Source organism: Thiofilum sp., assembly GCF_016711335.1.
In the GTDB taxonomy this organism is placed as follows: domain Bacteria; phylum Pseudomonadota; class Gammaproteobacteria; order Thiotrichales; family Thiotrichaceae; genus Thiofilum.
In genome coordinates this window covers 3,221,398-3,247,295 of sequence record NZ_JADJTF010000001.1, presented here as the reverse complement: position 1 = coordinate 3,247,295, position 25,898 = coordinate 3,221,398, and the positions used below count along the sequence as shown (strand labels likewise).

General features: G+C 42.2%; 24 protein-coding genes. 15 read left to right on the top strand and 9 right to left on the bottom strand.

All coding sequences use genetic code 11. The features are described 5' to 3' along the window. A complete protein-coding gene (locus IPL34_RS15295) occupies positions 1 to 4,290 on the bottom strand; it encodes a hypothetical protein (protein WP_296842316.1) in 4,290 nt (1,429 codons plus the stop codon). Positions 4,291 to 4,466: 176 nt separating this feature from the next. Between IPL34_RS15295 and IPL34_RS15290 the strand changes: the two genes are divergently transcribed. From IPL34_RS15290 to IPL34_RS15275, 4 genes are all read left to right on the top strand, one after another. Further along, complete coding sequence (locus tag IPL34_RS15290; RefSeq protein ID WP_296842315.1) at positions 4,467 to 6,839, top strand: YgiQ family radical SAM protein; 2,373 nt, start codon at positions 4,467 to 4,469, stop codon at positions 6,837 to 6,839. An 82-nt stretch (positions 6,840 to 6,921) separates the two neighbouring features. After that, on the top strand, positions 6,922 to 7,908 hold the full coding sequence (locus IPL34_RS15285) for an AAA family ATPase (RefSeq protein ID WP_296842314.1): 987 nt from the start codon (positions 6,922 to 6,924) through the stop codon (positions 7,906 to 7,908). Further along, positions 7,908 to 8,609, top strand: coding sequence for a DUF3226 domain-containing protein (locus tag IPL34_RS15280; protein ID WP_296842313.1), 702 nt, complete (start codon positions 7,908 to 7,910; stop codon positions 8,607 to 8,609). The genes IPL34_RS15285 and IPL34_RS15280 overlap by 1 nt, the downstream gene beginning before the upstream one ends. Positions 8,610 to 8,711: 102 nt before the next feature. Then, complete coding sequence (locus IPL34_RS15275; RefSeq protein WP_296842312.1) at positions 8,712 to 9,494, top strand: nuclease-related domain-containing protein; 783 nt, start codon at positions 8,712 to 8,714, stop codon at positions 9,492 to 9,494. 239 nt (positions 9,495 to 9,733) lie between these two features. Here IPL34_RS15275 and IPL34_RS15270 read toward each other — a convergent pair whose 3' ends face one another. Beyond that, positions 9,734 to 9,886: an oxidoreductase-like domain-containing protein gene (locus tag IPL34_RS15270; protein WP_296842311.1), complete on the bottom strand. Its 153-nt coding sequence runs from the start codon at positions 9,884 to 9,886 to the stop codon at positions 9,734 to 9,736. A 148-nt stretch (positions 9,887 to 10,034) separates the two neighbouring features. Between IPL34_RS15270 and IPL34_RS15265 the strand changes: the two genes are divergently transcribed. Both IPL34_RS15265 and IPL34_RS15260 read left to right on the top strand, forming a co-directional pair. Next, positions 10,035 to 10,787 (top strand): hypothetical protein, encoded by a 753-nt coding sequence (locus tag IPL34_RS15265; RefSeq protein ID WP_296842310.1) that lies wholly within the window; start codon positions 10,035 to 10,037, stop codon positions 10,785 to 10,787. 110 nt (positions 10,788 to 10,897) lie between these two features. Then, entirely contained in the window at positions 10,898 to 11,452 is a 555-nt protein-coding gene (locus IPL34_RS15260) for a hemerythrin domain-containing protein (RefSeq protein WP_296842309.1), read from the top strand. Positions 11,453 to 11,526: 74 nt separating this feature from the next. On the opposite strand, the gene IPL34_RS15255 is transcribed toward IPL34_RS15260, so the two are convergent. From IPL34_RS15255 to IPL34_RS15240, 4 genes are all read right to left on the bottom strand, one after another. After that, positions 11,527 to 12,054: a DUF4360 domain-containing protein gene (locus tag IPL34_RS15255; RefSeq protein WP_296842308.1), complete on the bottom strand. Its 528-nt coding sequence runs from the start codon at positions 12,052 to 12,054 to the stop codon at positions 11,527 to 11,529. 148 nt (positions 12,055 to 12,202) lie between these two features. Beyond that, the gene (locus tag IPL34_RS15250; protein WP_296842307.1) at positions 12,203 to 12,421 is read right to left on the bottom strand and encodes a hypothetical protein; all 219 of its coding nucleotides are present in this window, start codon (positions 12,419 to 12,421) and stop codon (positions 12,203 to 12,205) included. A 92-nt stretch (positions 12,422 to 12,513) separates the two neighbouring features. Beyond that, on the bottom strand, positions 12,514 to 12,912 hold the full coding sequence (locus tag IPL34_RS15245) for a hypothetical protein (protein ID WP_296842306.1): 399 nt from the start codon (positions 12,910 to 12,912) through the stop codon (positions 12,514 to 12,516). A 78-nt stretch (positions 12,913 to 12,990) separates the two neighbouring features. Beyond that, on the bottom strand, positions 12,991 to 13,161 hold the full coding sequence (locus IPL34_RS15240; RefSeq protein WP_296842305.1) for a hypothetical protein: 171 nt from the start codon (positions 13,159 to 13,161) through the stop codon (positions 12,991 to 12,993). 291 nt (positions 13,162 to 13,452) lie between these two features. Between IPL34_RS15240 and IPL34_RS15235 the strand changes: the two genes are divergently transcribed. Both IPL34_RS15235 and IPL34_RS15230 read left to right on the top strand, forming a co-directional pair. Beyond that, positions 13,453 to 15,273, top strand: coding sequence for an endonuclease (locus tag IPL34_RS15235; RefSeq protein ID WP_296842304.1), 1,821 nt, complete (start codon positions 13,453 to 13,455; stop codon positions 15,271 to 15,273). Next, entirely contained in the window at positions 15,273 to 15,998 is a 726-nt protein-coding gene (locus IPL34_RS15230; protein WP_296842303.1) for a glycerophosphodiester phosphodiesterase family protein, read from the top strand. Before IPL34_RS15235 ends, IPL34_RS15230 begins: the two co-directional genes overlap by 1 nt. Here IPL34_RS15230 and IPL34_RS15225 read toward each other — a convergent pair. The 3 genes from IPL34_RS15225 to IPL34_RS15215 are packed head-to-tail and all read right to left on the bottom strand — an operon-like array spanning position 15,995 to position 19,494. Beyond that, positions 15,995 to 16,678 carry a 3'-5' exonuclease gene (locus tag IPL34_RS15225; RefSeq protein ID WP_296842302.1) on the bottom strand — a complete coding sequence of 228 codons (684 nt, stop codon included), beginning with the start codon at positions 16,676 to 16,678 and terminating at the stop codon, positions 15,995 to 15,997. The two genes, IPL34_RS15230 and IPL34_RS15225, sit on opposite strands and share 4 nt — an antisense overlap. Before the next feature lie 4 nt (positions 16,679 to 16,682). After that, positions 16,683 to 18,584 (bottom strand): DUF294 nucleotidyltransferase-like domain-containing protein, encoded by a 1,902-nt coding sequence (locus tag IPL34_RS15220; RefSeq protein WP_296842301.1) that lies wholly within the window; start codon positions 18,582 to 18,584, stop codon positions 16,683 to 16,685. Continuing rightward, positions 18,553 to 19,494, bottom strand: a complete 942-nt coding sequence (locus IPL34_RS15215; protein ID WP_296842300.1) for a DMT family transporter — start codon at positions 19,492 to 19,494, stop codon at positions 18,553 to 18,555. The genes IPL34_RS15220 and IPL34_RS15215 overlap by 32 nt, the downstream gene beginning before the upstream one ends. Positions 19,495 to 19,707: 213 nt before the next feature. Here IPL34_RS15215 and IPL34_RS15210 point away from each other — a divergent pair, with 213 nt between their 5' ends. From IPL34_RS15210 to IPL34_RS15180, 7 genes are all read left to right on the top strand, one after another. Beyond that, positions 19,708 to 21,162 carry a TrkH family potassium uptake protein gene (locus IPL34_RS15210; RefSeq protein ID WP_296842299.1) on the top strand — a complete coding sequence of 485 codons (1,455 nt, stop codon included), beginning with the start codon at positions 19,708 to 19,710 and terminating at the stop codon, positions 21,160 to 21,162. A 121-nt stretch (positions 21,163 to 21,283) separates the two neighbouring features. Next, positions 21,284 to 21,760, top strand: a complete 477-nt coding sequence (locus IPL34_RS15205; RefSeq protein WP_296842298.1) for a peroxiredoxin — start codon at positions 21,284 to 21,286, stop codon at positions 21,758 to 21,760. 385 nt (positions 21,761 to 22,145) lie between these two features. After that, the gene (locus IPL34_RS15200; RefSeq protein ID WP_296842297.1) at positions 22,146 to 23,042 is read left to right on the top strand and encodes an ATP/GTP-binding protein; all 897 of its coding nucleotides are present in this window, start codon (positions 22,146 to 22,148) and stop codon (positions 23,040 to 23,042) included. Positions 23,043 to 23,065: 23 nt separating this feature from the next. Then, positions 23,066 to 23,404, top strand: a complete 339-nt coding sequence (locus IPL34_RS15195; protein WP_296842296.1) for a hypothetical protein — start codon at positions 23,066 to 23,068, stop codon at positions 23,402 to 23,404. Positions 23,405 to 23,576: 172 nt separating this feature from the next. Beyond that, positions 23,577 to 23,912, top strand: a complete 336-nt coding sequence (locus IPL34_RS15190; RefSeq protein ID WP_296842295.1) for a hypothetical protein — start codon at positions 23,577 to 23,579, stop codon at positions 23,910 to 23,912. Positions 23,913 to 23,954: 42 nt separating this feature from the next. Next, the gene (locus IPL34_RS15185; protein WP_296842294.1) at positions 23,955 to 24,620 is read left to right on the top strand and encodes a hypothetical protein; all 666 of its coding nucleotides are present in this window, start codon (positions 23,955 to 23,957) and stop codon (positions 24,618 to 24,620) included. 43 nt (positions 24,621 to 24,663) lie between these two features. After that, on the top strand, positions 24,664 to 25,884 hold the full coding sequence (locus tag IPL34_RS15180) for a cache and HAMP domain-containing protein (RefSeq protein ID WP_296842293.1): 1,221 nt from the start codon (positions 24,664 to 24,666) through the stop codon (positions 25,882 to 25,884). Positions 25,885 to 25,898 lie beyond the last annotated feature (14 nt).

The window sequence follows — 25,898 nt, the reverse complement described above, 5'->3', positions numbered from 1 at the left end:
CTATTTTTCTTTAGATAACCTAGGCCTTAGATCTAATATATGCACTACTAAAGAAATTGTACCCACCAACATTTCCTCAACACGTTTTGCCTCATTGCAAAGGAGTATCTTTAGTTCTTCCAACCCAATAAGTTGCTTTCTATCAGTCACGTCAGGATGCTCCCACTCACGGTTTTTTGCCAGTGTTATAAGTAAACAACCTGATCGGCTATGTTCTGCAGCCATATATTTCTTGACCAATTGTTTGTAAATGGTGTCGCGTAAATCACGGGCTGGACGCTCATCAGCAAGTTTTAACTCAATGATCGCCTCATAATTCGATACAGTAGAGCGTAGGCGAATATCAGTTTCTTTTTCATCGGCTGTTACTGCCTCTTGGTCTACAGTGTAGAGATTATTAGCGGCATGCCAGAGTTCCCTTGCTATTTCGCGCCGCATTACTCTTTCTTCCGTAATACCTGCCCAAGCCTCCTTAGGGGATTTGTCGCTTAATAACAAATCATCTAAATCAGATAGACGATCTTTTAAAAGAGCAAACATTGCAGCATTGGTACTGGGTGGAGCCTCACCAATTCTATCAAGCTCTACAGCTTGGTTTTCAGTTAATATTTCTGAGTCAATTTCTTGTGCCCAATTTTCTTCAGCAACGGCCAATATACGATCTTTAAAGTGAGCAAAAAGCGGGTCTTCACTCATAGCCAGTTTTGCTTTCCAACCTTCCTCACCTCTTGCATTAAGCAACGTAGTTAAAAGGGAATTACGTGCGGTTTCAGCATGGTCACGGGTATCAGGGGTATAAGTTCCTTCGTGCACATCATCTTCATCACGTTTCACATGATAGTAAGCAAGGCGTAGAAGCCTAAGCAGTAAATCAGGAGTGAAGTTGGGTACAGATAAACTTAGTGCATCATGCCTATCGCCAAATAACTCACCAAACCATTGGACAGCCAAGCTATATTTACTAGGTTGAATAGTGTGTAGCTTCTGTTCTAAATAGGAAACTCCAGCTTCAGTTTCAAGCTGCATCACTACAGGTAGCCAAACCAAAATAAGTTCATCAGGTAATGAGTTGCTGAGTTGTTCTAGTGCTATACCTAGCAGGTACTGATGAATCTCTTGATTACCATATTGTAGAAGTACGTTTGTAACTTGTTTGAGCCGTTCAGCGTATCGGAGTAACTTAGTGGTATTACTTGGAGCAGCTTTATTAGCATCTAACCAATTAGTTATTCGGGGTATAAAAAGCCTTATAACTGGTTCAGCAGTATGACTAATTTTCTGCAACAGCATTGAATAAGCACTAGCTTCAGTATTTTGACCCAGCTCCCAACTTAACTCTCTACCAAGTGTATTATCTACTGCATTTGGGTGACTTATAACCAGTGACTCCAACCAATAGGGTAGACGATTTAATTCTACAGGAGCATATTTTGCTGCAAGTTCTGCTTCTTGTGTAGTTAGCTTAGTTGCCCAGCTAGGGTCTTCAGCTTCTGCATAAATGGCAGCAAGTCCAAATTGCCAATTAACAATATTACGTTCATTTTCAGGTCTTTCGCTAGGTAGGGTTGGCTTCTCTTTGCGCCATGCTTTCATTAGAGCTATACGCAATTTATCAGCGATTGCTATATTGAATTGGTCTTCAATAAAGGGGCGATTCCATACTGATACTCCGTTATTTTCACCACCACAACTCATGACCTGCCACAGATTCCAAGCAGTACTCAAACCTTGTTCTTGTGAAAAAGCATTATCTGTATCGTTGATGATTTCATGTCTGAACTGAATCCAGCCAGCTCGATTTTCTGCTTCTTTTATCTTTTGTTGCTCTTTCTCTTTAGCTGCTTTTATTTCCCAGTCTGTAGGTTTTCTAGGCTGCAAATTTTTATCAATTTCTGTAATGAGTATCTGTTTATCCTGAATTAAAAGTTTAAGTTCAGCTAATTGCTCATGACGGTTTTTTGTGGGGCTTATCAGGTAAAGTGCTGCTTCTAAAAGCAATGCTCTATCAGCATGAATGCGTGATTGATCTCTAAGATTTTCTTTTATCCAAGCTAAATCACGTTCTATATGAAGCTCAACAAACCCATTGTAGCGTGTGATGTGAACAAGACGTTTCCATGGATCAGTGGTAGGGTGATATTTTTGTAGAAGCGAATCTTCTACCCAAAAAAACAAAGCATTATCTTTAGCATTCAAATTTTTTAATTTTTCTTGTAGCCCTTTCTTGGGATTATCATCACCATAGTAATCACGATTTTTTATGTGTAATGCTAAAAGACTAGCAAATAACCATTTTTCACTTATTTCTAACTCCAATCCTTGTAGACAAGTAGCAGCTAAAGCATTACTTAGATAAGGTCTAGCCGATTTAAAGGATTCCCATGTGTTTTCCCAGTGAAGATCAGTAGAAACTAGATCTATAAGACCATCCCTAAGACTCTCTAAATTGGTTTGATCAAATTTGAAATCTAGAATAAGTCTAGATAATGTCCAACTCAATCCACCAATGGTACGTTTGGTTTCGCCCACCCAGCTTAGGGTTTTACACAGTTGCTCTACTGAAAGGTTCTGAGGGAAAAGACAAAGAATAGCGCTTCGTGCAAGATCGTGCGGCCATACGGTTGATGCTATTGTAATATCAGAGGCTATAGTTTGGACTAACGGGTCATCCAATGCGATTAGTGCATTAAGCGCTTGTATTCTTTCATAATCTCCAGCTTCAGTATTACAGCTTAACTCTTGTGCTATATTGGCACAGTCAACAATACGACCTGCTTCAATAAGCGCAAGTAGGGTTTTTCGCATCTCAAAATTTTCTATTCCTAAACCCCAAAGTTGATTAATTTCATGCGCTAATTCTGGAGATGCAAAACGTTGAATCTGAATAGCTGGAGTTTTTAAGTCACGCCAGCCACCTAGACCATAGCGCTGTACATAAGCATGTAAACCCTGATTACGTTGATGTTGAGTTAGTGACTCAGGATCACCTTCATTTAGCAGTACTGCTGGTTCATGGTCGCGTAATTTTTCAAAAATTCTATCATTGAAAAGAGCCAGCCAACCAGCTACAGGACGCATCGAGGGGCGTACAATAGTTTTGCCTCTTGTATTGATAAATAAAAGTCTTTGGAGAGCACGCGCGGACATTTTGCCAGATTCAAAAAGTGTTTTAAGTCGTTTAGCTGCTAGGTATTCAAACACTGATCGATGCTGAAAACGTACTCTTCCATAAGAGACGAAGCCAAATAATGATCTTTCAAGTAGAGCCTTTCGTTCATTGGGCTGCCAGTCCGATAATATAACGTTTGGATTAAGAGCCGCTTCTTGCTCAATAATATCCACATTTGGATTATGTCGAATAGTCAATTGACGGGTGACTAACATTGCTAATGCTAATCTACTAGCCCCCTCTACCGCTTTATCAACAGATAACTCGGCAGGTTCAGCTCTATCTTCACGGGCTTGTAATTTCAAACGTACACTAGACTCTACTTGCTCATAATGAGTACGAATGCGTTTATGTTCATGCCAATCAGCACATAATTCAATTAAGTCTTGAGGTCGACGAGCAAACTCTTGAGCATTCCGTTTTTTCAAATCGGCTAGTAAGGCTAAGGGTTCTGTAATGCCCTGAATTTTGGCAAACTCTATAATTTGCTCATCGGATAGAGGCATTAGTGCGACGGTGCGCCAATCGGGAGCTGTATTGTCTTTTTGGACAGAGTAATGGCGATGTGTATTATTCATAGCAATAGCTACGAATGCTTGTTCTTTATCTTCATTAGAAGGCAAGAAAGGAACAGGCAATATTTCGCGAATTACTTGCTCATCAAAAGGAATAGGTCTAGTAGTGATTACAATGCGAGTTCGATGAAGCTGACTATGAATTGCTTTTTTTAAACGTTTAAGAGCCTGTTCAAATGATCCTCGACTCAGCTTTAATTCGTCATAAGAATCAAGGAAAAACGTAGCTTCTTCTGATTGTGAGGTTAGCCATAAATTGAAACGCTGCTCTTCATCATAGTCAAGTAAGCTAATCAAATCTGTCGATGCTAATTGTGCTAATTCAATAAAAAATGCAGGTTTCCCTTCACTCCACAAGAGTTTTGTCTGAGTGCGACACTCGTATGTTTTACCTGCTCCCGCTTCAGAGATAATGAGTACACGCTTCGACTTTAACAAATCACACCAAGTTGTGCCTTTTGACCAACCTAAGCTAATCAAGAAAGCTTGGTCATCAGATTCGGCTAATTTGCCCTCTGGTATATCTTTAAATAATCTTTCGATCATAGCGCATGAAGTTACTTGTTTAATATTGATACATACTATTCAATTTAAACGTGAGTTAGCTATTTGTATGGCAAAATTTTGTAGTTTTGTATGATTCACCGCCAGAAACTATGCCTTCAACCCCTTTCCCTAAAACCTGCTACAATACGCCACCTTTTTAGCTTTGTACTCACACCATGTCTGCCTTAAGCCATACCATACTCCAACCACCTATTGCTAAGCCCTTGTTTGAATTCCCAAAATACTGGGCGGAATGCTACGGCACGGCTGAATACCTGCCTATGTCGCGCAAAGAAATGGATAAACTCGGCTGGGACTCCTGCGATATTATTATTGTCACAGGCGACGCCTATGTCGATCATCCGTCCTTTGGTATGGCAGTGATTGGGCGCGTATTAGAGGCACAAGGCTTTCGAGTCGGAATTATTGCTCAACCCGATTGGCAATCCAAAGACGCATTCATGGCATTGGGTAAGCCCAACCTGTTTTTTGGTGTGGCAGCGGGCAATATGGATTCGATGATCAATCGCTACACGGCGGATCGCAAAATTCGCTCGGATGATGCCTATACGCCTAATAATATCGGCGGTAAACGTCCTGATCGTGCCTCGATTGTGTACTCCCAACGCTGCAAAGAAGCTTATCCTGATGTGCCGATTATTTTAGGGGGTATTGAAGCCTCATTACGCCGTATTGCTCATTTTGACTATTGGCAAGAACAAGTACGGCGCTCGATTTTAATCGATGCTGCCGCTGATTTATTGCTCTATGGCAATGCCGAACGTGCTGTGGTTGAAGTAGCGCACCGCATTGCTGAAGGTGAAAAAATTGCCGACATTACCGATGTGCGCGGCACGGCGTTTATTCGTCGTGGTTCGCCTGAGGGGTGGATGGAAATTGACTCCACCCGTGTCGATCAGCCGGGCAAAATTGATCGCATTATCAATCCCTATCTGAATACCACCGACATGGACGAGTGCGAAATTGAAAAGCGCAATGTGCAATGGTTTGAGTACCAAGACCCACGCTCTAAGCGTCCAGACGAGCATAAACTCACGTTCCATCCTCGCGCCCGACTGGATCGCGCTAAGACGGTGATTCGTTTGCCGTCTTTTGAAAAGGTGAGCAAAGACAAAATCCTCTACGCCCACGCTAATCGTGTCTTACACCTCGAAACTAATCCGGGCAATGCCAGAGCCTTAGTACAAAAACACGGTAGTCAAGATGTATGGATTAATCCGCCGCCGATTCCATTGACCACACCCGAAATGGATTATGTGTTTGGCTTGACCTATGCCCGCTTGCCGCATCCGGCGTATGAGGGAGCGAAAATTCCCGCGTATGAGATGATTCGTTTCTCGGTGAATATTATGCGCGGTTGCTTTGGTGGCTGTACCTTTTGCTCGATTACCGAACACGAGGGGCGCATTATTCAAAACCGTTCGCGCGAGTCGATCATTCGTGAAGTGGAGGAAATCCGCGATAAAGTTCCGGGCTTTACCGGAGTGATTTCGGATTTGGGCGGCCCTACCGCGAATATGTATCGCCTCGCGTGTAAAGACCCCAAAATTGAAGCCTCATGCCGTAAGCCTAGCTGTGTCTATCCGGGGATTTGTCACAACCTCAATACCGATCATGCCGAGCTCAAAGCACTGTATCGTGAAGCGCGTACCTTACCCGGTATTAAGAAGGTACTGATTGGTTCGGGCTTGCGTTATGACTTGGCGGTTAAAGACCCCGAATATGTCAAAGAATTAGTCACCCATCATGTGGGGGGCTATCTCAAAATTGCCCCCGAACACACCGAGGAAGCACCGCTTTCCAAAATGATGAAGCCGGGAATTGGAGCCTATGATGATTTTAAACGTCTGTTTGAAAAGTACTCGAAAGAGGCGGGCAAAGAGCAATATTTAATCCCGTACTTTATCGCCGCACACCCCGGCACGACCGATGAGGATATGCTCAATCTAGCGCTGTGGCTCAAGAAAAATGGGTTTCGTGCCGATCAAGTGCAAGCGTTTTACCCCTCGCCGATGGCGTCTGCGACCACGATGTATTACACCGAAAAGAACCCTTTACATCAGGTGACGTACAAAAGCGAAAAGGTACATACCGCTAAATCACCGGAGCAGCGCAAACTGCACAAAGCGTTTTTACGTTGGCACGACCCGAAAAATTGGCCGTTATTACGCAAAGCCATAGCCGATATGGGACGCCAAGAATTGATAGGTGACGGTGAAAACCAATTGATTCCACACTATAAAAAGGGCGAGGAGGCATTAGAGTATGTGTCGCATCGCCGTAAGAACAGTGATAAAGCGCATCAAAAACGGGTAGAGGCACGAGAGCAGGCTAAACAGCCTGTACCCACAGCCAGCAATAATCCATCTAAGCCAGCTAAAACGGGGCAAAAAGTGAGTACTCAGACGAGTACTTCAGCAAAGGGGAATAGTGCGAAGGGTAAGACGCCGCAGAAGGGGACAATATTGACTCAGCATACGGGGTTGCCGCCACGAGCAGGTAATAAGCCTAGTTCAAAATCACGTTAGTGATTGTACACACTAGGCTGCTTTTGAAGTATGCGTGCTATGGTATAGTCAGAGTATAAGATACGTAAAAGGAATAGCTATTATGTTGCTGGATAGCCTGTACATTCAAAATTTTCGCTGTTTTGACAAGCTACAAATTGATTCACTGGGGCAAGTGAATTTAATTGTGGGTAAGAATAGTGTAGGTAAAAGTACTTTATTAGAGGCTGTCTATTTATTTGCCAAACGTGGTAGAAGGTTTGCTATTGATAATTTATTAAAAAATAGAAATGATGGGTTTAATGAGAAAAGTGATTTGAGTGGGTTATTTTATAATAGGTATTGTACTGCACTAGAAGAGAATGCATTAGTAGTTGCAAATAAAGATTTTACGCAGGGTTTTCATTTGACATGTAATAGTTGGAGATTAAGTCAATTTAGTAAAGAGGGTAAAATTCTTGAGGATACGTTACAACTTAGTATGTTTTCTTATGAGCAAGAACACCCTTGTGAGTTGGTTATAACAGACCTATATAATGAGAGCTATCTTGCTTCATTGTGGGATGATATATCAGTAAATCTTGATGATAAAATCGTAAAAGATGCGATGCAGATTATAACGCCTAATATAGTCAATATTGTATTTGTACAAAATCCGAAGGTTGAGCGATTTGAGCGGATAGCTATAGTAAAGATAAAAGAGCAGGCTAGAGGCGTATCTTTAAAAAGTTTAGGTGAGGGAAGTAGTAGAGTGCTGCAAATGTTTTTGCATGCTCTTAAGGCTCAAAATGGTTTTTTATTAATAGATGAATTTGAGAATGGCTTGCACTATTCTATTCAAGAAGAAGTATGGACTAAGTTATTTAAAGTAGCGCAAGAACTAAATATTCAAATCTTTGCGACTACTCATAGCCAAGATACTATTAAGTCTTTCTGTAAAGTGGCTATAGAAAATACTGAAGTAGAAGGTAAGCTACTATCACTGGGGCGCAGTGCTAAAGCTTCTAATTTAGGGCAGATTCAAGCAGTGAGCTTCGATGAGGAGCAATTAAAGCTATTTGTTGATTCTGGCTTAGAGGTGCGCGGCTAATGAATAGAGATATTTTATTAGTTGAAGGTAAGAGCGACCAAGAGCTTTTTAGATATTTATTATCTAAGCATCCAGAACTCCAGCATATTGAATTATCACCACCTAAACCATTAGGGTTTGACGGTGATGGTATAGATGGTTTACTTAAAGCTCTACCTAATTTATTAAAGTTTAAAGAGTTCGGTGGAAACCTAGCAGTAGTACTAGATGCAGATTATGCCAGTACCAATAAAGGTTTTCATAAAAGACGTACACAAATTCTCGAAATAATAGGAGCTTTTGGCTATGACATTTCAGGTGCAATGCCCGATAAGGGGGTGGGTGAACTATTTTCGCATCCTGACCTGACTCCTTTTGGTTTATGGATTATGCCTGATCATAGTTCAGAAGGAATGGTCGAAACCTTGTTGGCACAAGCTATTCAACACCCAGCACGTTTAGAGTTATTTCAGTACATCACCAATACAGCTAATGATCTTTTAAAAGTGGAACAGCTTAAAGAGATTTGCTTCAAAGCCACTCATAAAGATAAAACCTTATTCAATACTTGGCTGTTTTGGCAAAAGCAACCCTCAGAATGTAAGTCAGATAGTATTTCTATTATAGAGTGTGCCTTACAACAAGGCTGGATTGATTGCAATCACTTGTTGCTAAAAAACTTAGTCTTTTGGCTAGCCAACGCCTTTAATAGAACATCTTAAGTTATTATAGATAAAGATGGTTGATTTTCTAGCGTCTACTATTTAAAGTGACGACTAGCTAAAAGTAAGTTTGTTAAATGACTCAGCTCAAGGATTCTGCCGATGATTATAAAAAATACTGACAATAAAAATGCAGCATTACAAATACTTGAGCGACTTGCACAGTATCCCAATCTCACTATTAACCAGCAAAAGGCGATTGAAAAAGAAATCAATCTAGTACGAGCGGGTATTAAAGGTGAGCAAGAGGCTGCTTATCAAATTGATTTTGCTTTTAAAGATTCTAAGCATTCAGTGGTTATTCATGACCTGTGCTTAGAGATTAATGGCAGGATTGCTCAAATTGATCATTTGTTAATAGGTCGTAGTTTAATAACATTTGTATTAGAAACTAAGTACTTTAATACGGGTCTGAAAATCAATGATTATGGCGAGTTCTTAAAATGGAATAATTATTTAAAAACTTATGAAGGCATGGCTTCACCGATTGAGCAGAACGAAAGGCATATTACGGTTTTAAAAGATGCTTTTGCTCTCATTGACATGCCTAAACGTTTAGGTGTGCGTTTGTCACCTACCTTTCATTCATTTGTAGTAGTGTCTACCAATTCAAGAGTAGATCGTTCTAAAAAGTTCGACACAAGTCAGGTCATTAAAGCTGATACAATTAAAACCAATCTATTGCAAAAAATTGAAAAAATGGGCTTAATAGATACTATCAGTAATACGGCTCGATTAGTCTCATATGAAACATTAGAAAATATTGCTCACCAGTTATGTTCTTTACATCGACCTATTACTGTAGATTATAAGGCTAAATTTGGTATTGTAGAACCAGTTTCTGTCTCTAATAATACTTCTTATTCATTACTGCCGACATTGTAATAGCAGTAACCTTAGTATTCAGTATGCCAAAAATTATTATTTCAAATGCTTAGATTGTGAGGTTAATACGGCTATTAAAGTGGCTTGTGATAAGGAGAATTGCAAAGCTCGTATTCGTAAAGAGAGCCATTATTTTCACCGTGAATGCACCACTTGTAATAGCAGTACGCTCTATTTTATCAACCCATAAAATAAACATCTTGATTCAAACCGATGATAGAATCAGCATCCAGCTTCTATCACTTGGGCAAATTACTTTCCCCTTCAAACTTAGCTTGCTGCTCCTGCCATTTGCGCAATTCCTCACGATAAATATCCCAAATACAGGGTTCACAGCCATTACCACAACACTCATTTGGGTTCGGTGGGGTAGGTACTTCTGCTGTTGTCATTGAATAGCCTTAGTCTTTGTTGCAATGCAGCAAGTTTGCTCTACCAGAGCGAACTTATCAACAAACAGTTGTGCACTTTGACCACTAGATGACCTCGCACTAAAGACAGCGTTATAATACCCACCCCTTTGGCTCAAGGCAGTGTGTTATGAAAATTTATCCCGCAAGTACCCAAACTCTATTAGATCGTGCTACCCAAATCAGTGGGTTTGGCTTCGAGATTGTGTACGATGCCAGTCTAACCGTGAGTTCGAGTGTCAAGATGGCAGGGAAAGAGGGGCGTGAGGCACATGAGATTATCCTGCGTCAGCCCGGACTGGATGAAAATAATTACCTGATTGCATGGCAAGCCGCGTTTGTATTGCATCAGTATCAAATGCCGGAAACCGAACGCGCTAATTTATCCCCCAACCGCCCTGTATTGGCTCAAATCAAGGGTGAGCTATTGGCGCTTTATCCTAGTATTCCTTTGGCGCAGCGGGATAATTTTGCAGAACATGTGATTGGAGGCATTTTGTCCCAATTGCGTTCTGTACCGATTGGGATGCTGGTGGATATTGAGCTATATCGCAGCTATGACGAGTTACATAAGCTGCAACAAGCTGCATTAATTGGTCAGGTAGTGGAGCATATTGGTTGTTTGCAAATGACCAAAGCTATGTTTCCTGAAAAGCTATTGCGAGCTAATCAGGTGATGAATGCGGCTCAAGCCCTCATGGTGGCTACTTTGTTTGAAATGCCGGATCTGTTTGCACCCTATCGCATGGTGGGTATGGAAGCGGCTGCTGCTTTATTGCTCGATATGTGTCTGAATCAAGTGTTTGATGAAACACGAGATCAAGCCCTAATTGACTATTGGTCGAGAACTTTAGACATAGAAGATTGGTATCGTTGGGGATAGATTCGCACTATACTACTCCTTAGATAACCCTACAGGTTTTAGGCGTAAAACTTGCATGGACATTAAATAAGACTTTGTTATTTAAATTTTCCACTGAAGGAGTCGTAATCATGCACAAGATTCTAGCGGATCTACATCAAGATCATATCAATCTAGCGACTTTATTGGGCTTGTTAGAAGAGCAAGTGCACTATTTAGCTGAGGGCGATGATGCTAATTTGTGGTTAATCCTAGATATTGCGGATTATATTGAGCGTTATTCGGATTATGTGCACCATCCAAAAGAAGATCGCGTTTATGCTGTGCTAGCAGAGTGTACTTCAGAGAATGCTGATACCCTGACGGAGTTACTCGCCCAACATCATCAACTGCCTAATGATACCTTAACCTTTCAAGCCTTGATTAAAGGGGTATTGTATGATGATGCTATTGTATTGCGTGATGGTTTAGTGGCTAAAATCAATGAGTTTATTGCAGCACAAAAGCAGCACATGAATTTAGAAGAGGGTATTATCTTCCCACTCATCCAAAAGCATCTGAAGCCTAATCATTGGAATGCCCTAGAAAATAGCCTGCTCAATGCAGAAGATCCTCTATTTGGTGCAAAAGTGATGGAGCGCTATGAGCAATTATATGCAGTGGTCAGTGAGAAAATGGCCGCATAAGGTGGGAGCACTTAAAACCTAACCTGAGGAGTCATCACCACTCAGGCTAGGCTGATTCATGCCATTAACTACTTTTAACGACAAGCACGGGTCGGTAGTTTGCTTAAAGTAATGCTGCTAATTCTACCGACTCCATAGTCAGTCATCAGGGCAGCATTCACGCGAATATTCACATCCTCACCGCACCCACTCCAAGCAATGGTTTTATCGGTTTTAGTGAAAGTATTGCGTACATTGAGCTTTTTAGCTGTAGTCAGATCACCCGCAAAAAACACTTCCGAAGTGAGTAGAGCAGGGGTAGTAGAACCTTTATAAGTCACGGTGGGTAATCCTACCTGCACACCACGCGGTACTTTCACTGGAATACTAATCGCGCAATTACTCCGATCATTGCCCACTGAGCGCCAATTACGGAAAATCATCAGCGTTTCACTATTGCCACGGGCGCTAACTGATGCCGCAGCACAAGCACTGCCTGCAAAATCAATCGATTTAGTTTGAATATAATTAGCGGCTGAAGCGGGGGTAGCTAAGGCTAATGTTAATGCACCCATGCCTAAAGTAGTAGTAACAGTTGCCCAAGAAAAGATAGAGGGTTTCATACGATGCTCCTTGTAATGTGATTGCCTTACTGATGACTTCACTATCCCATATTCAGACGGCTGATACTGTAATAAAAATCACGCTAGTGCTGTGATAGTAATCACAAGTTTTGTATCAAAATTATACAACCTAGCTGAGAGCCACTTTTTAGTGGGTTTGAGCTTTTTGATACAGACCTGCAACCGTACTAGGCGGCGCTTGCATTAAACGTTCGGGCTTACTCCAAGTATTACCACCATCCTGAGTGTAATAGGCAAACCATAATGTTTGAGTTTGCCCCATCGCATCTTCAATATCCGCTCGTGTATAAATTATCCCTTTGCCTAAGTCATTGATATTAAAATTAACCGGCAAGCTATATTCCATTTTCCAGCCCCCCTTATTGAGATCCTCTGGTGTGTCCAATGTGAGGCAATGCAGAGTAGGAGGTGAGCTATGTTGGTTTAAAAGTAATAACTCTAACGGCCCTGGCCTTCAGAGGTCACCATGTAAAATAGCGCTGCGCGTTTTAAATCATGCGTGGTATACACTTCTAATACACTCGACCCTCCGCCTAATACATAACCATAGCTAGGGGGCTGAGTGAAAAGGATTAACCCTCCGCCCGCTACTGAGCTAGTGCCAGTAGTAAAGGGCAGAGGTTTATGATTGAGTTGATAGGTTTCAATACGCTTAAGCTGTTGGTAGCTCTGATAAGCCCGTGCTGCATGAGGTATCGCTGCACCACAGCTTAAGTCATACGCCATAAATGCTTCCGCTAATTGAGTTTCTAAGTCGGTGTCATTAGCTAAGGCATTGAGTGGTAAAGTTAAATTAAGTGGTACAGTTAAAAGTGCTGCTAAAAATAAACGTTTCATCGTCAAGTGCTCCCATAGTTGGGGCTTAGACTCTAGACGCAGCCAAATATTCAATCACAGTGATTAAAATTTTCAGGCTTAATAACGTTGTTTAGCAAAGAGTGAGTTGAGGCGTTGCGCCCAATGCGTTTCGCGTTGTATGCGATTGCTAGGGTAGGGATGGTGGATAATACGGGGCAGCAGTAATGAGCGTTGTGCGCGGTGTAAAGCAGTCTGTTGTGGAATAGAAGAGTTGGGTAGAGTTGCCATAGTGGTTAACCTAGTTATAGTGTGTTGTAAGTTTTTTAGCGCTAAGTGTCTAGCTAACAGTAATCGTGTGTTTCTGGAGCAGTCTTGGCGGCAGGGAGGCCGCCTTAAAGCGTACACGGACGTATTTATAGCGTCTGTGGAGGAAATGCAGGATTACTTTGGCTTAAGTACTTATGATTAGTTACTGTAGCATTAGGCTGTGCAAGGGTATTGAGGCTGATTTGGAGAATTTGTGCAGATTGCCTGATCAATGCTATGTTGCGCTATCGCTGTCAGTAGAGCAGAACCTGCATGAAATTTGCCACTTTCAATCTGTTTCAGTTTTTAAAGCCACCGTTTTTTTGGTATGAGCGCCAAGCTATTAATACCTACACACCTGAAGAATGGGAGCAAAAATGCCGTTGGGTATTGCAGCGCTTGCGCCAAATGGATGCTGATGTGGTGGGGTTTCAGGAAGTATTTTCTGTTCCAGAATTAAAGGCACTCGTAGAGCAAGCAGGGTATAGCACTTTTATTCAAGTCGATGAGCCTGCTGCGTTAGAGGCCGATGCTCAAGTTTATATTAAGCCTATTGTGGCATTAGCAGCCAAATTACCGATTCAAACTGTGCAAACAGTAGAGATTCCCGCTGCAGTATTACAGGACTTACGTCTAGCGCCTGATTTTCGTTTTAGCCGACAACCGATTTGCGTCATTTTAGACACGCCCGATTTAGGTCTGGTACAAGCCTATGTCGTACACCTTAAATCGAAGCGTCCCTTATTGCCGCCTGCCCAAGCCTATCCTGATGAAGTGCCTTGGCTAGATCGTATTCATCACACTATGCAACAGTTATCACGCGGTAATATTGCGGCTTTATTACAGCGCGGGGCTGAGGCTACCATTCTCTATCATCATATTAGCAATGCTTTATTAAATAATGAGCGCTTACCTGTAGTCGTCATGGGGGATTTGAATGATGAAGAGCACTCAACACCGCTGGCTGCTTTGACGATGGGTGAGCGCATCTATGAAGCTGGAGGACTCGATTATGCGCTCTGGCCGGAGGAGGCTAAGGGGTATCTGCATCGTTTTAAGCTCCAAGATACGTTTAATCTAGCGCCTAATATGCGTAATCGTGCTCGCCCGCATACGCATCTGTTTAAAGGCGATGGAACGGTGCTGGATTATATTTTGGTGTCTAATAGCCTGAATAATCAAAATCCTAATGCACGCGCTGAAGTCGCCCATTATCAAGCACTCCATGATCATTTAGATAGTGACGGCATACCCAATCGCCTGCAATCCGATCATGGACAGGTCAAGGTCGATATTCGTGCGGTAGTAGATTATGCCAATCTACCGGAAGTGAAACGTACTATTCGTCTGCACACCCGTTTAGATACTGAAACAGTAATGACGCGCCAAGACTTTATTGATCTAGCAGGGGGCGTGTTTCAATCACCTAAACATTTTAGCCAATGGGATGCTAGAGAGAAGTGGGAAAACTTTTGGTCATTCTTCTTTGATACCGCTTACGGTTGGGTTCCGGCGATTTATGGCACGGTTCCGGTGGATGAGTTATATCAAAAACAGCGTCATAGCATTGAACATATTATCCCGCGTACCTTTTTAGATCAGTATTTAGCAACTAAGCCCCATATCCCGCGCAATGTACGCAATGGCGCCACTGTCAATCCCTTTAATTTTGCGCCCTCAGAGCGCGGTTTAAATGCTAAGCGTTCTAGTTTTGCCTTTGATATGGACGGGGATCGGGTCGTGCGTCCGTTTAATCTCACGCTGCACGCGGATAGTTTCACCAATACGGGCTTTGATGCGGATAATGAATGGGTGATCCCCTCGCGTAATCGCGGTGATGTGGCTCGTGCTATTTTATATATGGTGCTGATTTATGATATTCGTGAGCTATATGATCGTCATCTACAGACGCTAATTCACTGGGCTAAGGTCGATAGTCCGAGTGCGTGGGAGTTTGCTTATAATGATTGGGTATATAACAAACATAGCATTCGCAACCCTTTCATCGATAAGCCGGAAAAGGTTTTGCCGCTTTTGAATAATGCCTTATTACTCAGTTGTGCGGTGTGTCAAGTGAGTGAGGAGCCTCAATAATGTCTACTAAATGGCCGCTAATCCCCTTAATCGCGCATCGGGGGGCTTCGCATGATGCACCTGAAAATACTCTAGCAGCGTTTCGTTTGGCGTGGGAGCAGGGGGCTGATGGCATTGAGGGCGATTTTCATCTCACGCTTGATGGACAGATTGTGTGTGTGCACGATGAGGTATTAGAACAACAAGGACAACGCTATATCGTCGCTGAGACTACCTTATCTAGCTTGCAACAAATATTTCCTGCTATACCTACGCTAGAGCAAGTATTAGCTTTAGTGCCTACTAATAAGCGTATGGTGATTGAGTTAAAGTGTGGCGTAGAGATTGTATTTAGCGCATTAGAGCAGGTCATAAAATCCGGTTTGAGCACTGAGCAGGTGATGTTTATTGCGTTTGATGCTCAAGTTATTGCTGAGTTAAAACGCCAAGCTCCCGAATGGACCGCCTGTTGGTTAACCGAGTTAGAGCTAGATGAACAGGGTGCTTTAACTCCCTCAACTACCTCTATTATGCATACCTTACACACTATTCAAGCCGATGGAGTCAGTACCTTCGCTCATCCTAATATGAGTCCAGAATGGATTGAACCCCTCTTAGCGCAAGGCTTTGAGTGGCATGTGTGGACCGTGGATGAGCCTAATTTGGCGCGTCAGCTTATAGTTTGTGGTGTGCAATCGATTACGACTAATCGCCCAGAATGGTTACGTGAGCAATTAAGTACTTAGGTATGCGTGATTAAGTCTTTAAGGGGAAGGTTCGCTAGGGTGGGGCTAGTATTGAGCTGAGCTAATAATAATTCAGCCGTAGCGAGTGCATCACTTAAAGCATTATGTAGGGCATAACGTGGTAAGTGATAATGCGACCGTAGGGCAACCAAACGCAAACTATGATGGCGTGTAGCAGGATGGCGGCGAGCAAGTTGCAGGGTATCTAGAGTAGGGATAGGTGGTTTTGCACCGAAGCAATTAAGACACGCTTGCTTAATAAAGCCTAATTCGGTGGGCGCATAGTGGGCAACTAATAATTTTCCACTTAAAGCGGTTAAAAATAGGGTGAGTACTTCGGTGAGGGGGTGTCCTTGAGCGGCTTGATCGTCGGTAATATGGTGAATGGCGACATTGCGCTCCCGTAATAAGCGCCGTGCTTGTACTAAATAATGACGGGCGCTAGCTAGCTCAATATGTTCCTGCCTGATAATCACCCAACCAAAACTTAAAATATCGTCGTGTAGAGGATCACTGCCACTGGTCTCTAAATCTAATACTAAGTAAGCGCCTTGTTGCCAAGTATCTTGGAGATTAGGACTAGGGGTATTTAGGTAAGTTAATAAGGGCTGTGCTTGAGTCTGATGCTTTAAGCGTTTGCTTAACCATGCGCGGTGTAAAGCGCTGAGGAACTGCTGCATGAGTTTAGCCCTTTAAATAAGCTTGTCTGATACGGTGTTGATGTAGCGCTATCAGCTTAAACACATCGCGCAGTGCCTGTTTATCCTGTGTACTTAAGGTTTGCACCGAGAGTACGTTAGTTAACGCTAAGCCCTGAGCATATTGCTGTACTTGATGTTGAGTGCGCAGGTTTAGGGCTAATGCAAAGGCTTGTATGAGTTCTTGTGCACCGCTAGCACTCAATAATCCTTGATGCGCTGCCCACTGAAAACGTGCCACGGTATTGACCTCGCTACTAGCACTATTCAACGCATAAATGCGAGCCAAGCTAATCAGGGGTAATAGTGCTGATGGTTTAAGGTCGAGCTGAGTGTTTTCAGCATGAGTGGTTAAAACATAGTGGCGGAAAAATCCCAAGGGTTGCACGCTAGGCGTGGCAGTATTATGAGCTAGATAGTGTTGTAGTGGCGCACTAGCCCCATGCTCCTCCACATAAGTGCGCAACAGTGGCACAAGATCAGCACTGCCTGCTACATAGCGTAAATCAAATAGATTAGTAGCAAGCCGTGCCTTATGTGCATCGGTGTGATAGATCCAGTCAGCAAATAAGTCTAGCCATGCCTGTACAGGTAAACGCCATTGTGGATTCATCGCCATCATATTACCCGGACAAAGGATAAAACCACTGGCGGCTAAGCCTTCACAGACGTAGCGTGTTAGTTGTTCAAAATAGGAACCATGCTGAGATACATCATAGCTATCGGCGAGGATTAAGGCATTATCTTGATCAGAGTGTAAGGTGAGTTCATGACGACCTTGCGAACCGTAGGCGATCCACGCATAGGGGATAGGTGGTTCTCCTAGTTGTTGCTCGGCTAAGACTAATAGGCGTTGTGTTAAGGTATCAGCAATCGTGCTAATCAGTCGACCTAACAGTAAGGGATTTTCACCACGCTGCGCAATGCTAAACCATAGTTCAGGTAATTCATGCGCTAAGCTAATCAGGCTCTCTCTATGGGGAGAGCGGCGCATACGATCCGCTAGATACAGACTATTACGGCTTTGTAATTGCAATAAATCGCTACTACTGACTAAGCCATACAGCTCACCATTCAGGCTAATAGGTAAATGATGTATACCGCGTTCGGTCATGAGCGTTAGGGCGTCTGCACAAGGTTGTTCAGGGCTTAAAGTCAGGGGATTGGGTGTCATAATGGCACTAATCGGTGTAGAAAATGCTAGCCCCTGAGCCAGTGCACGACTGCGTAAATCACGGTCGGTGAGAATGCCACATAAGCGTTGATCTTGAGTCACCAATAAAGCAGAAACCCGTTGTGCTACCATATACTGAGCGGCTGTTTGTAAGGGCGTATCAGCCTCCATACTAACCGCCGGACGGTGTAGCAAATCTTTAAGCGCTAAGCTCAATAGATTACGCTCAATACTAGGCAAGACGCGCTGATGAGCGTGCGCGATGCGTTGCCCTAAATCAGCTAGCATGAGTTGATGTAGTGTAGGGTGTTGCTGCCATAAAGCTGCTAAAGCGGGCAAGGGTAACGCATAAAGCAGGGTATCTTCACTGGTGTGAGCCTTTGTCTGTATAGCACTAGGAGCACTCAAGCAATCAGCGCTATAACTATCCCCTTCGGCTAGTTTTTCTAGTAATTGATTATCCGCGTCACGGATTTCAATAGCCCCTCGACGAATAAGCCAGTAGTGTGGCGTGGAGTGAGGGGGAAAAGCACTGCCTCGGCGCAGATAGCGAATCACCCATTGAGGCGTGAGTTGAGTTAAGGCAGGCTCCGCGAGTTGATCAAACGGAGGGCAACTCGCAATAAAATCACGAATAACAACCAGCTCTTCCTGCATACTCACTCCTCCAAGCCGTAAGGCTTTAATCGGGCGGGTTGGGCAATGAGCCATCATCCATAGTAATTCTAGGATTAGGCGTATTTAAATTAGGTTGAGTTTTAGACGCGACTGCCTCACGCCATACAATCATCACACCCGATGCAATAGTAATGATTGAGCCAACCACCACCCATTGATCAATAGACTCATTGAAAAATATAAACCCAAACAACACCGCCCAGATCAGTTGACTATATTGCATGGGGGCTACAAAAGCAGCGGGTGATAAACGATACGAGTTTAATACTAATAACTGCCCTAATAAACCTAGTACTCCCACTGCAAACATAGCCATTAAATCATTAAAGGGCATAGGTTTATAAACAAAGTATAGAGTAGCACCGGCAATTAATACATTAAATAATAAAGGAAAGAGAATGAGTGTCGCTGAGCTTTCTTGATTGCCAATTTTACGTGAAATAATAGAGGCACTAGCGCCACAAAAAGCTGAAATTAAACTAAATATATGCCCCCATTCTAATGATTCAGGAGTAGGCCTTAAAACTATGATGACCCCTATTAAGCCTAATATAATGGCAGTCCAACGTTGAAAGTGAATTTTCTCTCCTAATATCGGTATAGCCAGTAATGAAATCATCACGGGAGTCGTGAAGAGTAAGACATATACTTGCACCATGGGCAGTATAGAAAAGGCAATAAAAGCAAAACACATCGCCCCAACCATTAATGCTGAACGTAATATCACTAAAGCAGGATTATTAGGTCTTAGCGTGGTGAGGCGTTTATCGGTAATACGTGCTAATGAAAAAGGCACATAACCAAACAACATAGCGAAAAAGATAGTTTGAAATACCGAGTAGTTTTCTAATGATTTAACAATTGCATCATGAGTAGAAAATACAAAATACCCTAATAAGGCAATCAAAGGGCCTCGAATCACTGAGGACGACGTGGTGGTAGACATAGACAACCTTAATATTATACAAAGCGGTGCGGCTGAAATACGCCAGCCAGAGCGGACAAATGGCGCGAAACAGCATAGACTGCTGCATCCGTTTGCGCAACTACTGGACAGCGAGTTGCGTAGCGTGTGCTAGGCTGTAGGACAACGATATTAAAACGATATTAGGATAGGTGCATTGCATGTGCTTGGTTATCGATCTACTAGGACAGCTCAATGAAATTTAAAGCGATTCAACGCATTATTGGCATTTTGTTGATGATATTTAGTTTCAGTATGTTGCCACCCGTACTAGTAGGCTGGCTGATGGATGATGTTACGCATGCACTACAACCGTTTTACCATAGCTTTGGCATCATCTTTGCGATTGGTTTAGTCCTGTGGTTGCCCGTTCGGCGCGAAAAACGTGATTTACGCTTGCGTGATGGTTTCCTGATTGCCGTACTATTTTGGTCTGCTTTAAGTGCTGCGGGTACAGCGCCTTTTTTATTATCGCAAGCTTTAGAACTGAGTCTAGGGAGTGCTGTGTTTGAAACCGTGTCAGGGTTTACCACCACAGGAGCAACCGTTATTGTGGGTTTAGACGGTTTGCCTGCTTCCTTAGTGTTTTATCGGCTAGAGTTACACTGGTTAGGCGGTATGGGGATTTTAGTATTAGCGGTAGCCTTAATGCCCATGTTAGGGGTAGGAGGGATGCAATTGTATCGCGCGGAAGCACCAGGCCCCGTTAAAGATGAAAAGCTGACGCCACGTATTACCGAAACCGCTAAATTACTCTGGTATATTTATTTAATCCTGACTTTTATTTGCACCCTGATTTATAAATGGGCAGGAATGACTTGGTTTGATGCGATATGTCATGCTTTTTCTGTATTATCAACAGGTGGCTTTTCTACCCATGACTCTAGTATGATTTATTTTAATAGTCCGCTGATTGATTATATTACTATTGTTTTTATGTTTTTGGCAGGGGTTAATTTTAGTTTGCATTTTTTAGTATGGCGTACTAAAAATATTCGCATTTACTTTTATGATTCTGAGTTTCGTTTATATTTGGCAATAGTCGTAATCGTTGCTTTAGTGTGTGCCGCCATTTTATATGCTTATGGCACTTATAATGGAGTTTGGGAAAGTTTACGCTATGCCTTGTTTCATGTTATTTCAATTATGACCTCTACAGGCTTGTTAATTGCAGATCATTCGGTTTGGCCTAGTGTGATTCCTATTGTATTAATCTTTGTTAGCGTGATTGGTGGTTGTGCGGGTTCTACCAGTGGGGGGATGAAAGTGATTCGCTTTTTACTCCTCATGAAACAAGGGGGACGAGAAATTAATCAACTAGCTCATCCCAAAGCCCAGATTTTAATTAAAGTCAATCATAAGCCCGTGCCTGAAGTGATTATTAAATCCGTATGGGGTTTTGCTGCCATGTATGTGGCAACTTATGTCATTTTTATGCTTGGCTTAATGGCAGCAGGGCATGATCAAGTTACCGCGTTTTCAGCCGTGGCTGCTTGCCTTAATAATATGGGAGTAGGTCTAGGTGAGGTAGCGTCAAGCTTTGCGGTGTTGGATGAGTTTTCTAAGTGGTGGTTATCCTTTGCTATGATTATGGGGCGTTTAGAGTTATTTACGGTATTGGTGTTACTGAGTCCGATGTTCTGGCGCTAAGACTTTATTCCTGACTGAATAACAGGGAAATGAGTGACTGCTTCAGACTATGCTAGTATGCCGAGCCATTAAGCATAGCCGTTCATTATTAACCATTAAACACCGCATAGGAGCGATTCAGATGATTCAAGTAGGCGATAAACTTCCTGATGTTAACGTAACTGTAGCCGCCGCTGATGGGCATAAAACAGTGGGTACGGGTGAATTATTTGCAGGCAAAAAAGCGGTTTTATTTGCGCTCCCCGGCGCTTTTACCCCGACCTGCTCTGCTGCCCATTTGCCCGGTTATGTCGTAGCGTTTGATCAATTCAAAGCTAAAGGCATTGATTTGGTGGCTTGTCTTTCAGTCAATGATGCCTTTGTCATGGACGCTTGGGGCAAAAGCCAAAATGCGGAATATCTGACTATGATTGCTGATGGCGGTGCGGCTTTCACTAAAGCAGTGGGCTTAGTACTGCCTACAGGTGATTTTGGTGGCGAGCGCTCACAACGCTATGCCATGCTGTTAGACGATGGCGTGGTCAAAGTGCTGAATGTCGAAGAGGGCGGCAAATTTGAAGTCAGTAATGCCGAAACCCTGTTAGCTGCATTAGGTTAATCTGCATCTTGAGCTAGTATAGCTTAGGCTAGATCGAGTGCTCTAAGGCACTCGATCTGCATCAAAACCCTACCTATTATTCCCGCTATAATTAACTCTAAAAAACTGTCATTGCTATTTATTTCTTAGCTTCTCCTCACCTCATCCCTGATAGAGTCTGCCAGCCCAGCTTTAAATACCTAGCTAAAAGTAAGCGTGTGTTTTTGGAGCAATCTTGGCGGCAAGGATGCCGCCTTGAAGCGTACAGGAAAGTATTCTCAGCGGTTGCGGAGAAAATGCACGATTACTTTTATTAAGTGTCCTAATAAAAAAAGCAAAAATTATTCTAATTATTTCTATACTCTCAGCATAGAAGGAGTTTTAGGACAGCGGAGCGTCAGGCTAGATGAAAAGCTATAAGGTCATTGTTACGGGTCCAGTAGGAGCGGGTAAAACCACAGCCGTACAGGCTGTGACAGATACTGCGCCTGTGTCGACCGATACGGCGGTCAGTGATATGACACGCTGTCGTAAAGCGAGTACCACGGTGGCAATGGATTATGGGGTGTTACACCTTGAAGATAAAACCATTCATATTTATGGTACTCCCGGTCAGGAACGCTTTGATTTTATGTGGGATATTCTCATCAGCAAGGGGGATGCGCTCATTCTGTTAGTAGATCATAGCCGTAATAATCCTTACCGCGATATGCAGCATTATGCCGAGTATTTTGCCAAATTTATTCGCCCGCATAATACCATTATAGGTATTACCCATTATGATCAAAAAGAACCAAGAGCGATTGAGATTTATCGCCAATGGGCTAATGAGTTAAATATTACTTCTTTAGTTTTTTTTATTGATGCCCGTGCTAAGCAAGATATTGTTTTTTTAATAACTCAAGTGCTTGAGATCTTAAATAACCCACCTTTAGCTCATCATACTCCCACTATTACTCAATCGGTTAGTGCTAGCCAAACAATCACGAATACTATGTTAGCAAAAATGAGTGAACTAGCCAGCGTAATAGACTTAAGTATTATTAATGATCAAGGCGAGATACTGCACGCTAAGGGGATAAATACAATAGAGCAAGAAACGATGCTGTTACTCGCACAATTAACCACTCAATTTGAAGCAGTCATGAAAATGACTGTGCAGAAAGTGCTTTTAAAAGGCAAGCACGATCATAATGTCTTGCTTTTCAAAGAGCATAAGCAAGCCCTCAGTTTAGTATTTGATAAAAGGTATTCACCTCAGTTATTGAATCAACAAGTAGAGGATATTTTACAATGGGCATGAAAGACGAGTGAGAGATAAATGCTATGCAGCTAGTGTTAAGTAAAATACAAGCGCTACAGGGGGTACAAGGTGCATGTATTTATCGTAATACTCAGTTATTAGCTGCAACACCTTTACCCATTCAGCTAGATAAAGTCAATCAGGTTATTCCAGCTCTCGATCAATTGTTTAATGATTTAGAAGCTAAGCACAGAGATTATAATGAATTATGTATTACTCTAAGCAATCATTTAATTGTAGTTTATAAGTTACAGAATCATTATATGTTGTTAGTGATAACCGAAAAAAGAGTGCATCTGCCTATGGTTCAAATGGGAATTAAAGCAGCTATACGTCATTTGGGTTTTGAGGTCAGTACTTGAGTGAAAGTTATCGGTTATTGCTGGAGCAGTCTTGGCGGCAGGGATACCGCCTTGAAGTATACAAGGATGTATTCACCGCGCCTGCGGAAGGAATACTCGATAACTTTTGAAGGACTACTTAAACGTTTAGTTTTAAATTATTATTTATGGATAGAGTTAAAAAAGGATCATTATGTCCGCTAATTTAGCACTAGATAATCTAAATCAGCTACCCGCTATTAATGGAGTGAGCGGCTATACCTTGACTACGGCTATGGGGGAGGTATTACACAGTACTATAGAAGATGAGGGTTTAAATGAGTTTATCGCTTTTTTATCCGGTATGCTGCCCAATATTAGTGAGCAAGCGAGTATGGGCATTATTCATCAAGCTATTTTTAAACATGCTCAAGCGGGACATTTAATTATCCTAACAGATGGAGAGTATTCCTTAGGTATTACCACTAAAGCGCGAGTAGCCACTCAGGACATTGCTCAAAAAGTGCTAGATGTAATGCACTGGCATTAAAACAATATTATTAGCGTAGTCATTATTGGGAGGTTAGATTTAATGGTAAACAAAGCACTAGCGGGTGTAAGTGCACTAAAAGGAGTCGATGCGGTTTGTGTTTATCATCAACAACATATGATAGCGTCTACTTTTTCTGATGAGCAGTCTGTGTTATTGCTGCCGGTTTTACAAATGATTGAGCAAACGTTTGATGCGGCAGAAGCGATTAAACATCCTTATGAGGAGCTGTATTTAATATTAGAAGAGCATATGTTAGTGATTTATCCTTTAGAGCAGCAGTATTTTATTTTGTTACTGACTGATAAAAAGGTAAATATCCCTCTCATTCACCTCAGTATTAAAGCATTAGTAGGTAAATCTTTAGATGCACTCAAGGCTAATACTCAAGCTATTACTCTTCAACCCACCAATTCTCAGCCGAGCACTCCTTTAACTGCTTCTGCTCCCGTCATTAAAACCAATACAGAAACTAAGCCACTGCGTATTGATGCTGAAGTACAAAAACAATTAAACGCATTAAAAGAGCTATTAGTGCATTATTTGGGACCGGCTGGACGTTGGGTATTTGAGGATGCTGTAAATGAATGGCAAAGCAATAGTAGCAGTATTAATCAATTAATTCCCTTATTGCTCTCTGAGTTTGATTCAGAACAGGAGAAAGCCCAGTTTCAACAGCGAGCTAATGCCTTAATTCATCTGCCTTAATTTATTCAATGATTGTAGCAGCTACCAAGGAGGGAGCGAAGTTATGAAAAACTATTTATATAGCATTCGGTTTCAGATTTTATTAGCGTTGTTATTAGCCAGTCTCTTACCTTTAATTGTGTTAAGCAGTTACGCACTCAATGCTAATAGTGCTATTTTGCGTGAGCATGCGATAGAACAGCAAAAAAGTCGGCTATCATTAGTGAATGAGCAAATCCAAATGTTCTTTCAGGGCGTGCAGGGTGATTTATTTTATCTGCGTGACTCCAATGATGTCGGGTTGTACATGGCAGCGGTGAATAAAGGTGATGAAGCCACACGTCAATTAATGCTCACTAATTTACGCAATAGCTTTAAACAGTTTTCTCAAAATAGAGGTATCTACGATCAAGTGCGCCTCATTGATACGCAAGGTATGGAGGTGGTGCGCATACAGCTCACTAATGATAAGGCAGAAGTGATTCCAGAAAATGAATTGCTGAATAAAATGAGTCGCTATTTTGTAACGGAAAGCCTTAAACAGCCTGAAGGAGGCTTATATATTTCGCCTTTAGATCTGAAAGAAAAAAGCCCCGGAGTATTGGAAAATCCACCCCGTCCTAGTATTCGCTATGGTACTTCTCTGTTTGATAGTGCTAAGAAGCAACACGGCATGATTTTATTAAACACCAATGGCAATAAAGTTATTGATTTATTAGCTAGTTCTCAAATAGCAGGGCAACAACTCTTTTTTGTATCACCTGATGGTTTTTATTTTTATCATCCCGATAGCACAAAAATGTGGGGTGGACCAAACGATCTAAAAACGGGTTTTAATTTATTCCAAGATTACCCTGAGTTAAAAGATCGTCTCAGTAAAGAGGCAGCTCCTAGCTCTTTTATGCTGGGCAAGAATTTTATTAGTAGCCTTCCTGTTAAACTAAATGCGGGCAAAGATACCATAGGCACTTTAGTGGCGGTTGCCAATGATAAAGTGGTTTTTGCTGAGGTATGGTCAGAGTTATGGCGCTTTTTAGGTATCGCTTTAATCGTTTTAGTATTGTCGGCTCTATTAGCGTTTTGGTTGGCGCGTCATATTTCTAAACCGCTAGAGCAGTTAACCGAAGTGGTAGAGAAACTCAGTCAAGGTGATATGGATACTCCGGTTGCAGTTAAAGGTTATGACAAAACGGAATTATTGAGTGCTGCCATTGAGCGCTTGCGTAAGTCATTAATTATTTTTGCGCGTCGGGCGGGAAAGCTTTCAGGTTCTGGACAATCCTAAGCAGGAAGCGGCAG

What these genes read in the sequence shown, in the direction of transcription:
- IPL34_RS15295 (WP_296842316.1), bottom strand. Translation starts at nt 4,290, where the DNA reads ATGATCGAAAGATTATTTAAAGATATACCAGAGGGCAAATTAGCCGAA.
- IPL34_RS15290 (WP_296842315.1), top strand. Translation starts at nt 4,467, where the DNA reads ATGTCTGCCTTAAGCCATACCATACTCCAACCACCTATTGCTAAGCCC.
- IPL34_RS15285 (WP_296842314.1), top strand. Translation starts at nt 6,922, where the DNA reads ATGTTGCTGGATAGCCTGTACATTCAAAATTTTCGCTGTTTTGACAAG.
- IPL34_RS15280 (WP_296842313.1), top strand. Translation starts at nt 7,908, where the DNA reads ATGAATAGAGATATTTTATTAGTTGAAGGTAAGAGCGACCAAGAGCTT.
- IPL34_RS15275 (WP_296842312.1), top strand. Translation starts at nt 8,712, where the DNA reads ATGATTATAAAAAATACTGACAATAAAAATGCAGCATTACAAATACTT.
- IPL34_RS15270 (WP_296842311.1), bottom strand. Translation starts at nt 9,886, where the DNA reads ATGACAACAGCAGAAGTACCTACCCCACCGAACCCAAATGAGTGTTGT.
- IPL34_RS15265 (WP_296842310.1), top strand. Translation starts at nt 10,035, where the DNA reads ATGAAAATTTATCCCGCAAGTACCCAAACTCTATTAGATCGTGCTACC.
- IPL34_RS15260 (WP_296842309.1), top strand. Translation starts at nt 10,898, where the DNA reads ATGCACAAGATTCTAGCGGATCTACATCAAGATCATATCAATCTAGCG.
- IPL34_RS15255 (WP_296842308.1), bottom strand. Translation starts at nt 12,054, where the DNA reads ATGAAACCCTCTATCTTTTCTTGGGCAACTGTTACTACTACTTTAGGC.
- IPL34_RS15250 (WP_296842307.1), bottom strand. Translation starts at nt 12,421, where the DNA reads ATGGAATATAGCTTGCCGGTTAATTTTAATATCAATGACTTAGGCAAA.
- IPL34_RS15245 (WP_296842306.1), bottom strand. Translation starts at nt 12,912, where the DNA reads ATGAAACGTTTATTTTTAGCAGCACTTTTAACTGTACCACTTAATTTA.
- IPL34_RS15240 (WP_296842305.1), bottom strand. Translation starts at nt 13,161, where the DNA reads ATGGCAACTCTACCCAACTCTTCTATTCCACAACAGACTGCTTTACAC.
- IPL34_RS15235 (WP_296842304.1), top strand. Translation starts at nt 13,453, where the DNA reads ATGAAATTTGCCACTTTCAATCTGTTTCAGTTTTTAAAGCCACCGTTT.
- IPL34_RS15230 (WP_296842303.1), top strand. Translation starts at nt 15,273, where the DNA reads ATGTCTACTAAATGGCCGCTAATCCCCTTAATCGCGCATCGGGGGGCT.
- IPL34_RS15225 (WP_296842302.1), bottom strand. Translation starts at nt 16,678, where the DNA reads ATGCAGCAGTTCCTCAGCGCTTTACACCGCGCATGGTTAAGCAAACGC.
- IPL34_RS15220 (WP_296842301.1), bottom strand. Translation starts at nt 18,584, where the DNA reads ATGATGGCTCATTGCCCAACCCGCCCGATTAAAGCCTTACGGCTTGGA.
- IPL34_RS15215 (WP_296842300.1), bottom strand. Translation starts at nt 19,494, where the DNA reads ATGTCTACCACCACGTCGTCCTCAGTGATTCGAGGCCCTTTGATTGCC.
- IPL34_RS15210 (WP_296842299.1), top strand. Translation starts at nt 19,708, where the DNA reads ATGAAATTTAAAGCGATTCAACGCATTATTGGCATTTTGTTGATGATA.
- IPL34_RS15205 (WP_296842298.1), top strand. Translation starts at nt 21,284, where the DNA reads ATGATTCAAGTAGGCGATAAACTTCCTGATGTTAACGTAACTGTAGCC.
- IPL34_RS15200 (WP_296842297.1), top strand. Translation starts at nt 22,146, where the DNA reads ATGAAAAGCTATAAGGTCATTGTTACGGGTCCAGTAGGAGCGGGTAAA.
- IPL34_RS15195 (WP_296842296.1), top strand. Translation starts at nt 23,066, where the DNA reads ATGCAGCTAGTGTTAAGTAAAATACAAGCGCTACAGGGGGTACAAGGT.
- IPL34_RS15190 (WP_296842295.1), top strand. Translation starts at nt 23,577, where the DNA reads ATGTCCGCTAATTTAGCACTAGATAATCTAAATCAGCTACCCGCTATT.
- IPL34_RS15185 (WP_296842294.1), top strand. Translation starts at nt 23,955, where the DNA reads ATGGTAAACAAAGCACTAGCGGGTGTAAGTGCACTAAAAGGAGTCGAT.
- IPL34_RS15180 (WP_296842293.1), top strand. Translation starts at nt 24,664, where the DNA reads ATGAAAAACTATTTATATAGCATTCGGTTTCAGATTTTATTAGCGTTG.